The sequence below is a fragment of the Bradyrhizobium ontarionense genome (assembly GCF_021088345.1).
Lineage (GTDB): Bacteria > Pseudomonadota > Alphaproteobacteria > Rhizobiales > Xanthobacteraceae > Bradyrhizobium > Bradyrhizobium ontarionense.
Map to the genome: position 1 here is coordinate 6,830,556 of NZ_CP088156.1, position 12,391 is coordinate 6,842,946.

General features: G+C 65.9%; 10 protein-coding genes. 6 read left to right on the top strand and 4 right to left on the bottom strand.

The window, feature by feature from the left end; genetic code table 11:
• Nucleotides 1-148: 148 nt before the first annotated feature.
• The gene (locus tag LQG66_RS29820; RefSeq protein WP_231319410.1) at nt 149-409 is read right to left on the bottom strand and encodes a hypothetical protein; all 261 of its coding nucleotides are present in this window, start codon (nt 407-409) and stop codon (nt 149-151) included.
• A 124-nt stretch (nt 410-533) separates the two neighbouring features.
• Here LQG66_RS29820 and LQG66_RS29825 point away from each other — a divergent pair, with 124 nt between their 5' ends.
• From LQG66_RS29825 to LQG66_RS29835, 3 genes are read left to right on the top strand one after another with little or no spacing between them, the layout of a single operon-like run.
• A complete protein-coding gene (locus LQG66_RS29825; RefSeq protein ID WP_231319411.1) occupies nt 534-2,615 on the top strand; it encodes a M3 family metallopeptidase in 2,082 nt (693 codons plus the stop codon).
• A 36-nt stretch (nt 2,616-2,651) separates the two neighbouring features.
• Entirely contained in the window at nt 2,652-3,281 is a 630-nt protein-coding gene (locus tag LQG66_RS29830; protein WP_231319412.1) for a DUF1007 family protein, read from the top strand.
• Complete coding sequence (locus tag LQG66_RS29835; RefSeq protein WP_231327999.1) at nt 3,281-4,465, top strand: nickel/cobalt transporter; 1,185 nt, start codon at nt 3,281-3,283, stop codon at nt 4,463-4,465. The genes LQG66_RS29830 and LQG66_RS29835 overlap by 1 nt, the downstream gene beginning before the upstream one ends.
• Before the next feature lie 420 nt (nt 4,466-4,885).
• Here the strand turns inward: LQG66_RS29835 and LQG66_RS29840 are convergent, their stop codons facing one another.
• From LQG66_RS29840 to LQG66_RS29850, 3 genes are all read right to left on the bottom strand, one after another.
• On the bottom strand, nt 4,886-5,770 hold the full coding sequence (locus LQG66_RS29840) for an AraC family transcriptional regulator (protein ID WP_231328000.1): 885 nt from the start codon (nt 5,768-5,770) through the stop codon (nt 4,886-4,888).
• Nucleotides 5,771-6,877: 1,107 nt separating this feature from the next.
• Entirely contained in the window at nt 6,878-8,932 is a 2,055-nt protein-coding gene (gene shc / locus LQG66_RS29845) for a squalene--hopene cyclase (RefSeq protein ID WP_231319413.1), read from the bottom strand.
• 219 nt (nt 8,933-9,151) lie between these two features.
• Nucleotides 9,152-9,559, bottom strand: coding sequence for an MAPEG family protein (locus LQG66_RS29850; RefSeq protein WP_231319414.1), 408 nt, complete (start codon nt 9,557-9,559; stop codon nt 9,152-9,154).
• Nucleotides 9,560-9,654: 95 nt separating this feature from the next.
• Here LQG66_RS29850 and hemH point away from each other — a divergent pair, with 95 nt between their 5' ends.
• The 3 genes from hemH (at nt 9,655) to LQG66_RS29865 (ending at nt 12,376) form a co-directional block, all read left to right on the top strand.
• A complete protein-coding gene (hemH, locus tag LQG66_RS29855) occupies nt 9,655-10,707 on the top strand; it encodes a ferrochelatase (protein WP_231319415.1) in 1,053 nt (350 codons plus the stop codon).
• 199 nt (nt 10,708-10,906) lie between these two features.
• Nucleotides 10,907-11,911: an SPFH domain-containing protein gene (locus LQG66_RS29860; protein WP_231319416.1), complete on the top strand. Its 1,005-nt coding sequence runs from the start codon at nt 10,907-10,909 to the stop codon at nt 11,909-11,911.
• Between the two features lie 18 nt (nt 11,912-11,929).
• The gene (locus tag LQG66_RS29865; protein WP_231319417.1) at nt 11,930-12,376 is read left to right on the top strand and encodes an NfeD family protein; all 447 of its coding nucleotides are present in this window, start codon (nt 11,930-11,932) and stop codon (nt 12,374-12,376) included.
• Nucleotides 12,377-12,391: the final 15 nt, after the last annotated feature.

Here is a 12,391-nt window from a genome sequence, read left to right on the forward strand (position 1 = left end):
GTTCGCAAGGAATTTTTGAGCGCCGCGAAAGATTTCCCTCATCTGTGCTTACGAGGCACAGCGGCGCGTCACTTGTCTGAACGAACGTTAAGCCGGCTTAAACTTTCGTAACGCGTTCGCGCTTGCAGGACAGCGTTTGCGCGACGCGTCACGCGCGCCTGGTGAACGGCTCGATGCGCTGTGCGCCGCGGATGAAGCCGATCATCACGAACACGCCGATCGCGAACAGCACCGCCTGCAGGATGTGCGCGCCGGTGTCGCCGAGCCCGAACAGAATCGCGAGCGCCCAGCCGCCGGCGAACGCCGCGCCGAACACTTCGGCGCCGATCAGGATCGCCGCCGAGAGGACGGTGATCACGCTCTGCCAGGCGATCTGGCGGGCGGCTTTGGACGTGGTGTCTGCGCTCATGGTCCTGGTCCTCTCAAGTGGCCGCAATCTCTCCGAAATGGCCCCGCCCTTCAAGGGGAAATGACCCAAAAAGGACCGGCTCCGTGATATGAGGGGCGCCTCGCTATCCGGGGAGCATGAGCCGATGTCCGACACGACCGCCACGATCGACGCCCAGCGCAATCCGCTGCTCATGGCCTGGGAGACCCCGCACCAGACACCGCCCTTCGACGCGATCAGGCCCGAGCACTTCCTGCCGGCCTTCGAGCGCGCCTTTGCCGATCACACCGCGGAAATCACCGCGATCAGCCACGATCCGGCGGAGCCGGACTTCGCCAACACGATCACGGCGCTGGAGCGCTCGGGCAAGCTGCTCTCCAAGGTCGCCGCGGTGTTCTACGACCTGGTCTCGGCGCATTCCAACCCGGCCATTCTGGAGATCGACAAGGACGTCTCGCTGCGCATGGCGCGGCACTGGAACCCGATCATGATGAACGCCGTGCTGTTTGGCCGCATCGCGCTGCTCTACGACAAGCGCAAGAGCCTGGCGCTCACGAGCGAGGAGCAGCGGCTGCTGGAGCGCACCTATACGCGCTTCCGCCGCGCCGGCGCCGGCCTGTCCGACGACGACAAGGCGCGGATGGCGGTGATCAACGAGCAGCTCGCCCAGCTCGGCACCACCTTCAGCCATCATCTGCTCGGCGAGGAGCAGGACTGGTTCCTGGAGCTCGGCGAGGACGACCGCGCCGGCCTCTCCGACAGCTTCGTTGCCGCCGCCAAGGCCGCGGCGGACGAGCGCGGCATGCCCGGCAAGGCGATCGTGACGCTGTCGCGCTCCTCGGTCGAGCCGTTCCTGAAGAGCTCGGCGCGCCGCGACCTGCGCGAGAAGGTGTTCAAGGCCTTCACCGCGCGCGGCGACAATGGCAACGCCAACGACAACAACGCCGTCATCGGCGAGATCCTCAGTCTGCGCGAGCAGGCGGCCGTCATCATGGGCTTTGCGAATTTCGCCGCCTATCGCCTGGAGGACTCCATGGCGAAGACGCCCGAGGCGGTGCGCGGGCTGCTGGAGCGGGTGTGGAAGCCTGCCCGCGCCAAGGCGCTGGCCGATCGCGATCAGCTGCAGGCGCTGATCACGGAAGAGGGCGGCAACTTCAAGCTCGAGGCCTGGGACTGGCGCTATTACGCCGAGAAGCTGCGCCAGGCGAAGGCGAACTTCGACGATGCCGCGATCAAGCCGTATCTGGCGCTCGACAACATGATCGCAGCCGCCTTCGACTGCGCCACGCGTCTGTTCGGCATCACCTTTGCCGAGCGCAAGGACATCCCGGTCTGGCACCCGGACGTCCGGGTCTGGGAGATCAAGGACGCCGAGGGGCGCCACAAGGCGCTGTTCTATGGCGACTACTTCGCCCGCTCCTCGAAGCGCTCCGGCGCCTGGATGACCTCGCTGCGCGACCAGCAGAAGCTCGACGGCGACACCGCGCCGCTGATCATCAATGTCTGCAACTTCGCCAAGGGCGCCGACGGCCAGCCCTCGCTGCTGTCGCCGGACGATGCCCGCACCCTGTTCCACGAGTTCGGCCACGGCCTGCACGGCATCCTGTCCAACGTGACCTATCCGTCGCTGTCGGGCACCTCGGTGTTCACCGATTTCGTCGAGCTGCCGTCGCAGCTCTACGAGCACTGGCAGGAGCGCCCCGAGGTGCTGCAGAAATTCGCGCGCCACGCCCAGACCGGCGAGCCGCTGCCGCAGGACCTGCTCGAGCGCTTCCTGGCGGCGCGCCGCTTCAACCAGGGCTTTGCCACCGTCGAGTTCGTCTCGTCGGCGCTGATCGATCTCGAGTTCCACACCCAGCCGGCAGCAGCGTCCAAGGACATCCGCGCGTTCGAGCGGGCGGAGATGGAGAAGATCGGCATGCCCAGGGAGATCGCGCTGCGCCACCGGCCGACCCAATTCGGCCACATCTTCTCGGGAGACCATTATGCGGCGGGCTATTACAGCTACATGTGGTCGGAGGTGATGGATGCGGATGCCTTCGGCGCCTTCGAGGAGGCCGGCAACATCTTCGATCCGGCTGTGGCCAAGCGGCTTCACGACAATGTCTACTCCTCGGGCGGCTCGGTCGATCCGGAAGCGGCCTATGTCGCCTTCCGCGGCCGCGAGCCCGAACCCGATGCGCTGCTGCGCCGGCGCGGCCTGCTCGACGTCCCCAAGGCGGCGTGAGACCGCGGCATGAGAAGGCGGCCTGAGGTGATCACGATGCTGCGCACTCTCCTCGCCACGCTGGCGCTCGTGCTGGGCGCGAGCGCGGCCCACGCCCATCCGCATGTCTGGGTCACCGCGACCAGCGAGCTGCTCTATGCGGCCGACGGCTCGGTGACCGGTGTGCGGCACGCCTGGACCTTCGACGACATGTTCGCGACCTATGCGCTACAGGGCCTGGAGACCAAGCAGAAGGGCGTCTACACGCGCGAGGAGCTGGCGCCGCTGGCGCAGACCAACGCCGAGTCGCTGAAGGAATATGCCTATTTCACCTTCATCAAGTCCGATGGGCGGAAGCAGAAGCTCGAGGATCCCGTCGACTATTACCTCGAATACAAGGACACCAAGCTGACCTTGCATTTCACCCTGCCATTGAAGGCGCCGGTGAAGCCGAAGCAGCTCCAGGTCGAGGTCTACGATCCCAGCTATTTCATCGACTTCCAGATGGCGGAGAAGGATCCCGTCAAGCTGGTCAGCGCACCCTCGGGCTGCAAATTCGGCCTGGTCAGACCGAACGACGGCGGTTCCGTCGCGCAGACGATGAACGAACAGACATTCCTGAGCGGCGGGGCGAACGCCAATTTCGGGATGAATTTTGCCAACAAGATCTCGGTGGAATGCCCATGATGCAACTTCGCCCCAACGTCGCTCGCCCACTCCTGACCTGCGCAGCCATCCTCGCAGCGCTGCTGGCCGCGGACGCCGCCTCACACGTGCTGCTCGCCAAATCGCCGTTCGGTGCGCCGGCCGAGCCGCAGGTTGGCGGCATCGTCGGCTGGCTGCTCGCCAAGCAGTCGGAGTTCTATCGCCAGATGTCGTCAGCGATCCGCGCGGCCAAGGACGACGGCTCGGCGGTGTGGTGGCTGCTCGCGATCTCGTTCGCCTACGGCATCTTCCATGCCGCCGGGCCCGGCCACGGCAAGGCTGTGATCGCGTCCTATCTGGTCGCCAACCAGGAGACGGCGAAGCGCGGCATCGTGCTGTCGTTCGCGTCGGGCCTGATGCAGGCGCTGGTCGCGGTCGTCATCGTCGGCATTGGCGCCGTGGTGCTCAACGCCACGGCGGCGACGATGTGCAGCGCCGAGAAGGTGGTGGAGATCGCAAGCTACGGCCTGATCGCGCTGCTCGGCGCCCGCCTGGTCTGGGTCAAGGGCGCGGCGTTCCTGCGCACCCTCCAGCCGGCCGCGCCGGCGCTGGCGCTGGCCGGCGCGCCCGCGACCGCGGTGCCGCAGTCAGCCCATGGTCATGGCCATGACCACGAGCATCGCGCGCATCATGATGGTCATGATCACCACGGTCACGACCATCGTGGCCACGACCATCACGGCCATGATCATCATCACCATGCTCATGCGCATGCGGTGACGCATGATCACGTCCATCACGACCACGTCCACCTTGATCACGTTCATGGCGACGATTGCGGCTGCGGCCATTCCCACGGCCCGGCGCCGAGCGAGCTCGCCGGCCCCGGCGGCTGGCAGCGTGGCTTCCAGGCGATCTTCGCCGCCGGCATCCGACCCTGCTCGGGCGCGATCCTGGTGCTGGTGTTCGCCCTGGCGCAGGGCCTGTTCTGGGCCGGCGTCGCCGCGACCTTCGTCATGGGATTGGGCACCGCGGTCACGGTCGCGACCATCGCGGTGCTCGCCGTCGCCGCCAAGGACGTCGCGCGACGCTTGAGCGCCGGCCGCGAGGGCGGCGGCGTGCTGATCATGCGCGGCCTCGAATTCGCCGCCGCCGGCCTCGTGCTGCTGTTCGGCGCCGGCCTGCTGCTCGGCTACATGGCGGCGGAGCGGACGACCTGCTTCTGACCGGCGCGAGCTGAGCGGGCGCCTGTCGGCCCCCACGACCGTCCCTGCCCCGCCTACGCGGGGCATGACAGCGGTGGAGGTTGCCCCCGATCGCGCAACAACAACAGTGTCGTCCCGGGCAAGCCACGAGCGCGCGTCAGCGCGATCGTGGCGCCGACCCGGGACCCATACGCTGCAGCAGTGGTGATGTGCGCGGCGCTCACGGCTAGCCTGCCTCAAACGGCTCCCTGGGGGTATGGGTCCCGGCTTGAGGCCGGGACGACAGCGGTGCTCGTTGATGGTGCTCCCGCAACACCAGGTGGCTGTGAGTGTGCGAACCATTGCCACATCGTCATTGCGAGCGCGGCGAAGCAATCCAGAGTCGTGCATCTAACTTTGAATTGCCTCGCTCATCTCATCGCGCTTTGCCGCCAGCGCGCGCTACTTCAGCGGCAGGAACACGTCCGCGACCGTCTCGTGCTCCGGCACCTCCGGGAAGAAGCTCAGCCGCTGGCAATAGATCGGAAAGTCGCGGGTTTCCTCGCCGCTGGCCGGAAGCCAGTCGCGATAGAGGTAGAGCGCGGCGGGCTCCAGATTGTCGGTATGGCCGACGACGCGGAGCACCGCGCATCGTCCGCCTGGGATCACGCCGGCCTTGATCTGCTCGCTGTCCGCCTCGATCGGCCGATCGGTCCCGACGCAAAGGTCCACGCTGTAGTCGGCAGGCGAGGCAGGGCGCCGCTCGGAACGCCAGACAGTAAAGGTGGGATTTGTCTTCGGGTGCAGGCCGGCGGCCTTGCGCCATGCGATGAAGCGCTGGATGGTGGCGCCGAGCGTCGTCGGGTCGCCGCGATGCTCCATGATCGCCACGGGCGTGGCGGGCACATCGCGAATCGTCACGGCGTCAATCGTAAAGGTCTTCTGCATCAGCTTGCTCCTTGCGTCGTCGAGAGGCCCGAAGGCCGCAAGCCACGGCTCCCAGTCGGGAGATTTCCGGAACGATGACGGCGATTGCCTGAACCTTTGCCGAAAGGCGCGAGCAAAGGCGTCCGGTGCGTCGTAGCCGGCGTCCATCGCGATGTCCGTGACGCTCTTGGCATCCTCGTAGGCGAGCCGGTATGACGCGCGCTTCATGCGGGCGAGCTGGACATAGCGATGCACCGACAGCCCGAAGGTCGCCGTGAACTGCCGGTGGAAATGATACTTCGAGTAGGCTGCGATGCTGCTCAGCGCGTCCAGATCCAGATCGTCGTCCAGATGCCGGTCGATGTGATCCAGCACCCGCTGCATCCGGGCATGGTAGTCTTGCAGCGCCGCTGCCTTCATCATTCTGTGCTCCGTGGCAGCTGCAGCTAAGGGCATGCCGACATGATGCGCTCGACCGATCTTGCGATGTTGTCACGGCGCGGACAATCGCCAAGCCATCGGATCGGGCCGTTCGTTTCCTGGGCTGACACACGTCCGCCGCATCGTCTACGGCCTATAGGACGCCGATAGGGAAATACGGACCGCACCGGGCGGGCGAGGGTCGTCTGTTCCGCTCGATGCTGACTTCTGAAAAAAATAAACCACTTGCGTTTTTTCGGAAATTGTGGTTGTCTTGCGGCATCCCGCCTCACTGCAAGGGGCGTTGCGCGCGATCGTCACGACACGCGAGGCGGGGAGGCGATGGCCGCGAGAGGTCGCAGCGTGTCTTCGGATGCGCGGACGAACGGCTTGGCGCGGACGTGAAGTCGCAGCGTCCTGATACCCCGATGCTGGTATCAAGCCGCGATGGCGCTCGAAGCGCCGCGTGGTGATGGTGGCCAACAAGCCCGGCGCACCAGGGAGACTGCGTATAAGCGTGAAGACCATCGCGCAGGGAAGGCCGGGCGTTTCCGGCTGCACCTGTGGTACCTGCCGCCTGCATTTTTTTCGCAGGCGGGCCGCAGGCGTCAGCCGACGCCTGGCCTTCCCTGCGCCCTTTGCATTGTCGAGGGGCATCGTGATCGCAAACCTCGGGCGTCATCCGCCGCGAGAACGCGTCGTTATGTCCATTCGATTGAGGCGGTGCTGTTTGATCCAACGCTGCTCGAGATGTGAAGCCGGTCTCTCCCCAATGTCGTCCCGGGTCAAGCCCGGAACGATAGCTTTTCCTGTCTCGGCGCCTCAATTTCATATCGAGCCGCGCTCCGTCGCTCCCGCATCATTATATGCTGCGCGATACAGCGCCCTCTGCCCTTGTGGGAGAGGGCATGTACGGCCCATCCGCGAACGTGGTTGGGTGAGGGGTCTCTCTCAACGGGCGCAACTTGCGGAGAGAGACCCCTCACCCAACCGAGCTTGCCGAACCGTCCTGCATGCCCTCTCCCACAGGGGGAGAGGGCGCATTCATGGGCACCGCGCGGAGGCGGTTAGTTGTTAGTTGCGACTCTGCCGTGCCATCACCTGACCCTAGCCATGGCCCTGCGGCCGCAGCGCGCGGCCGAGCGCCATCAGCGGGAAGTAATGGCGGTACATGCCGTAGCGGAGCATGAAGGCGCGGGACAGCTCCGGCCCCTGCATCAGCCGCTCCGACAGCGCGGGATCGTTGAGCTTGATGGTCTGGCCGACGCCGTAACCAGGAAAGCCGGTGCCGGTGAACTCCGGCTCGTCCCAGGTGCCGGCCGACTGGCGCTCGACGAGCCACGTGCAGCCGCGCTCGATCGCCTCCTTGTCATCAGGACGGTTGGCGGCGAGCAGCGCCATCAGCGCCCACGCCGTCTGCGACGCCGTGGTGGTGCCGCGGCCGACCGCGCTGATGTCCATGTAGGAGGCGCAGCTCTCGCCCCAGCCGCCATCGGCCTGCTGCTGCTGAACCAGCCAGTCGCAGGCGCGGCCGACATAGGGCTGGGTCATGTCCTCACCGATCGCGGCCAGCGCCGGCAGCACCGCGCCGGTGCCGTAGACGTAGTTGACGCCCCAGCGGCCGAACCACGGACCGCTCGTCTCCTGCTCGCGACGGATGTAGTCGAGTGCGCGCACGATGGATGGATGGTTGCGCGAGATGCCGAGCTTGCCGAACGCTTCGACGACGTGGGCGGTGACGTCGACCGAGGGCGGATCGAGCGCCTCGCCGTAGTCGCAGAACGGAATCTTGGTCAGGATCTTCTGGTTATTGTCCTTGTCGAAGGCGCCCCAGCCGCCGCCTTCGCTCTGCATGCCGATCAGCCAGTCGACGCCCAGCCGAATGGCCTCGTCGATCCCCTTCGCCTGCCACTTGGGATCATGGCGCAGCGGCGCCAGTGCGATCAGCGCCACCGCGGTGTCGTCGGTGTCGGGATAGAAGGCGTTGGCGTATTCGAACGCCCAGCCGCCCGGCTCGACGTGCGGCAGCTTCACCGACCAGTCGCCGGGCACGCGCACCTGGCGCTCCAGCACCCAGTTGACGGCCTTGTCGACGGCTTCCGGATGATCACCGAGCACGCCGGCATCCTCGAAGGCGAGCAGGGTCAGGATCGTGTCCCACACCGGGCTGTTGGTGGCCTGGATGTAGGTGGCCTCACCGACATCGACCCGCCAGCCGGGATCGTTCAGCGCGTCGAGGCCCTTGGCGACGACGGGGTGATTGAGCGGATAGCCCTCGGCGGTGAGCGCCATCAGGCCGTAGATCCAGGGCGGCTGGATGCCGCCCCAGGCGCCGTCGAAATCCTGATGGCGGATCATCCATTCCAGCACGCGGCTGGTGGCGGCGGGACGGAACAGGCCGAGATTGAGCCGGTTGCCAAGGTTCTGCAGGGCGTGCAGCACCTTGTCGGCGCCGCGGAAGAACTTGTCCCAGGCGCCGGCGCTGGCCTTCACCGGCAGCTCGTAGTCGAACGCGGCGCGTCCGCGCGGGAACAGCGCATCGAGCCGGTTCTCGGGCGGCAGCGGCCGGCTCGGCCGCCGCGCCGACAGCACCGCGATCGGCATCAGCGTGGCGCGGGCCCATTGCGCAAAATTGTAGATCGAGAACGGAAACCAGACCGGAAACCAGATCACCTCGGGCGGGATGTTCGGCGTCTTCTCCCACGGCCATTCGCCGAGCAGGGCCAGCCAATAGCGGGTGAAGACGCGGATGTTGCGCAGGCCACCCTTGGCCTCGATCCATTCGCGGGCGCGGCGCACGGGCGGCTCGTCGTCGCGATGGCCGAGCGAGCGCAGCGCGGCGTAGGCCTCGACGGTCGCGTTGATGTCGCCATTGGGGGCGCCGAAATAGACCTGCCAGGCGCCGTCGGGCCGCTGGCTGTCGAGCAGGGACTGGCCGAGGCGCTTGCGCAAGGGATGGTCCTCGAGCCCCATGAACCACAGCGCGAGGCACCACTGCGCCTCCATGCAGGCGTTCGACTCCGCCCGTCCGACCCAATGGCCGTCCGGCTTCTGGTTTGCGATCAGCCAGTCCGCAGCCGCCCGCACCGTCGATTGCAGGGCCGTGTCGTAATTGCCCGGGTCGGTCGTGGCGCGCGCGGAGGCGGGGCCGTTCAACGTCATCACAATCCCTCTGGCGGCCGTCGGAGCGCCGCTGCAGCAGTCCAATTCACCCCGCCCTATAGGGAATTTCGCCGCCAAATCCAATCAACTGGCCGTAACGGACGAGATCAGACAGAGAATAAAACGGGTACGCAGGGCGTCTATTCGGCGCTGTCCGTATAGCGCAGCCGCCGCGGCGGCGGTGTGACGCGGCTCACGCGGCTGGGAGGGCCAGAGGGGTCAAAGCGACAGGTAATTGCGGAGCACTGGGAGGAAGAAGATCGCGACCGTGATCAGAAAGCCGATCACCCACAGGATCGAGCGCAGCGACGGCCGGTCGCCGACATAGGTGAGCACGTAGGCCGTGCGCACGATCAGGAACAGCACCGACAGCTCGTTGATCAGGTTCTGCGGGGCCGTGCGGAACTCGGCCAGCAACACGGCCGCGGCAAAGAACGGGAAGGCCTCGATGCCGTTCTGATGGGCGCCCAACGCCCGCTCGCGGATGCCTTCATCGTAGAAGGCGGGATCACGCGGTCTGGCATTGTCGTAGCGCCCGGCCCGGCCGACGCTGATCCATTTCACCGGCACGATCGTTAGCAGGTACAGCATCACGCTGGCGAAAATGCATAATTCGGCAATCGTCATGGCTCCTCCGGCCCGATGACATCGGTGAAATGGCCCTTATCTTGACAATGTTGAAACAAGCCGCCAAGCCACGTCCTTCACCAGTCCCGGGCATCATGACCGCCGCCATCTCCCTCGACAATGCCAGGCCTCTTGATATCAAGCCGTTGCCGGTCGCGAGCACGACGCGTGTCGGCGTGCTGCTGGTCAATCTCGGCACGCCCGATACCGCTGATGCGGCCGGCGTGCGGGTCTATCTGAAGGAATTCCTCTCCGACCCGCGCGTCATCGAGGACCAGGGCCTGTTGTGGAAGATCATCCTCAACGGGATCATCCTCAACGTGCGGCCGCGCAAGAAGGCTAGGGATTACCAGTCGATCTGGAATACCGAGAAGAATGAATCGCCGCTCAAGACCATCACGCGCGCGCAGAGCGAGAAGCTCGCCGCTGATATCGCCGATCGCAGCCACGTCATCGTCGACTGGGCGATGCGCTACGGCAATCCCTCGATCAAGTCGGGTGTCGACGCCCTGATGGCCAAAGGCTGTGACCGCATCCTGGTCGTGCCGCTCTATCCGCAATATTCCGCGGCGACCTCGGCGACGGTGTGCGACGAGGCCTTCCGCGTGCTGACCGAGCTGCGCGCGCAGCCCACGCTGCGGGTGACGCCGCCCTATTACAACGACGATTTCTACATCGATGCGCTGGCGGTCTCGATCGAGGATCACCTTAAGACGCTGCCGTACAAGCCCGAGCTGATCGTGGCCTCGTTCCACGGCATGCCAAAGGAATATGTCGACAAGGGCGACCCCTACCGCGAGCAGTGCGTTGCCACCACCGAGCTGCTGCGCAAGCGGCTCGGCATGGACGACAGCAAGCTGCTGCTCACGTTCCAGTCGCGCTTCGGCTTCTCCGAGTGGCTGCAGCCCTATACCGACAAGACCATCGAGAAGCTCGCCAAGGACGGCGTCAAGCGCATCGCCGTGGTGATGCCGGGCTTTTCGGCCGACTGCCTGGAAACCCTGGAAGAGATCTCCGGGGAGAACGCCGAGATATTCAAGCACAATGGCGGCGAGGAATTCTCCGCCGTGCCCTGCCTCAACGACAGCGCGCCGGGGATGACCGTGCTGCGCCAGCTGGTGCTGCGCGAGCTGCAGGGCTGGATCTGAGGCGGGAACGTTGACGGCGGCGTTTTGCCGCCCGCTAGGTCAGCTGCGCCGTTGCGCAAGGTTGAGGCCCGTCCGCCCGACGAAAATACTTTCCTGAACCGCGCCGATCGGACCCCCGACATATTCACGCGGCAATCCCTAAATTGTGTTTGCTGCAGAGGTTGGTGAGAAGACGTCCATCTTCTCCCTTGGAGGGTCCATGAGCGGTTTCGACATTTTCGCCATTGCGCTGGTGCTGCTGGTCATCTTCACACTCTATTCCGGCGTGAAGACGGTGCCGCAGGGCTTCGACTGGACCGTCGAGCGGTTCGGCAAATACACCAGCACCTTGTCGCCGGGCCTGAACATCATCGTCCCCTATTTCGATCGCATCGGGCGCAAGATCAACATGATGGAGCAGGTGATCGACATCCCCGAGCAGGAGGTGATCACCAAGGACAACGCCACCGTCACGGTCGACGGCGTCGCCTTCTACCAGGTGTTCGACGCCGCCAAGGCGAGCTACGAGGTATCGAACCTCAACCAGGCGATCATCACCTTGACCATGACCAACATCCGCTCGGTGATGGGTGCGATGGACCTCGACCAGGTGTTGTCGCATCGCGACGAGATCAACGAGCGGCTGCTGCGCGTCGTCGACGCCGCGGTGTCGCCGTGGGGTCTCAAGGTCAACCGCATCGAGATCAAGGACATCGTGCCGCCGGCCGATCTGGTCGAGGCGATGGGCCGGCAGATGAAGGCCGAGCGCGTCAAGCGCGCCGACATCCTGCAGGCCGAAGGCCAGCGGCAGTCGGAGATCCTGCGTGCGGAAGGCGCCAAGCAGAGCCAGATCCTGCAGGCGGAAGGCCGCAGGACGTCCGCGTTCCTCGACGCCGAGGCGCGCGAGCGCGCCGCGCAGGCCGAGGCCAAGGCGACGCAGATGGTGTCGGAGGCGATCTCGCAAGGCGATGTCGCTGCGCTGAACTACTTCATCGCCGACAAATACATCAAGGCGTTCGGCCAGCTCGCCGAGTCGCCGAACCAGAAGGTCATCATGCTCCCTATCGAGGCGATGGGCATGCTCGGCTCGCTCGCCGGCATCGGCGAGATCGCCAAGGCGACCTTTGGCGAGAGCTCGGCGTCTGCTGTGGCGGCGGCACGCCGCGCCGGCTCGGTGCCGTCAGCGGGGACACCGCCGGTGCCGCCCGTACCGCCGCGGACGTGAGCGAAGGAGACCCTTGTCATGAGCGACATGTTCGTCACGCTCGGCACCTGGAACTGGCTGATCTTCGGCGTCCTGCTGATGGCGCTGGAGCTGCTCGCGCCGGGCATCTTCCTGTTCTGGCTCGGGCTCGCCGCGCTGCTGGTCGGATTGATTTCGTTCGCGTTTGCGCCGGGATGGCAGCTGCAGATCCTGCTGTTCGCGCTGTTTGCGATTGCCGCCGTGCCGATCTGGCGCCGGCTCGCCCGCGCGAGCGCTGCGCCGAGCCGCGACAATCCCTTCCTCAACCGGCGTGCGGCAGGGCTCGTCGGCCGCGAGTTCACGCTCGAGAAGCCGATCATCGACGGCAACGGCACCGTGCGCATCGACGACACGGTGTGGCGCGTCGCCGGCCCCGATGCGCCCGCCGGTAGCCGCGTCCGCATCGTGCAGGCCGACGGCGCGCATCTCACGGTGGCGGCGGCGTAGTCCTGCGGGTGATGC

What these genes read in the sequence shown, in the direction of transcription:
- LQG66_RS29850 (WP_231319414.1), bottom strand. Translation starts at nt 9,559, where the DNA reads ATGACGATTGCCGAATTATGCATTTTCGCCAGCGTGATGCTGTACCTG.
- shc (WP_231319413.1), bottom strand. Translation starts at nt 8,932, where the DNA reads ATGACGTTGAACGGCCCCGCCTCCGCGCGCGCCACGACCGACCCGGGC.
- LQG66_RS29825 (WP_231319411.1), top strand. Translation starts at nt 534, where the DNA reads ATGTCCGACACGACCGCCACGATCGACGCCCAGCGCAATCCGCTGCTC.
- LQG66_RS29830 (WP_231319412.1), top strand. Translation starts at nt 2,652, where the DNA reads ATGCTGCGCACTCTCCTCGCCACGCTGGCGCTCGTGCTGGGCGCGAGC.
- LQG66_RS29860 (WP_231319416.1), top strand. Translation starts at nt 10,907, where the DNA reads ATGAGCGGTTTCGACATTTTCGCCATTGCGCTGGTGCTGCTGGTCATC.
- hemH (WP_231319415.1), top strand. Translation starts at nt 9,655, where the DNA reads ATGACCGCCGCCATCTCCCTCGACAATGCCAGGCCTCTTGATATCAAG.
- LQG66_RS29840 (WP_231328000.1), bottom strand. Translation starts at nt 5,770, where the DNA reads ATGAAGGCAGCGGCGCTGCAAGACTACCATGCCCGGATGCAGCGGGTG.
- LQG66_RS29865 (WP_231319417.1), top strand. Translation starts at nt 11,930, where the DNA reads ATGAGCGACATGTTCGTCACGCTCGGCACCTGGAACTGGCTGATCTTC.
- LQG66_RS29820 (WP_231319410.1), bottom strand. Translation starts at nt 409, where the DNA reads ATGAGCGCAGACACCACGTCCAAAGCCGCCCGCCAGATCGCCTGGCAG.
- LQG66_RS29835 (WP_231327999.1), top strand. Translation starts at nt 3,281, where the DNA reads ATGCAACTTCGCCCCAACGTCGCTCGCCCACTCCTGACCTGCGCAGCC.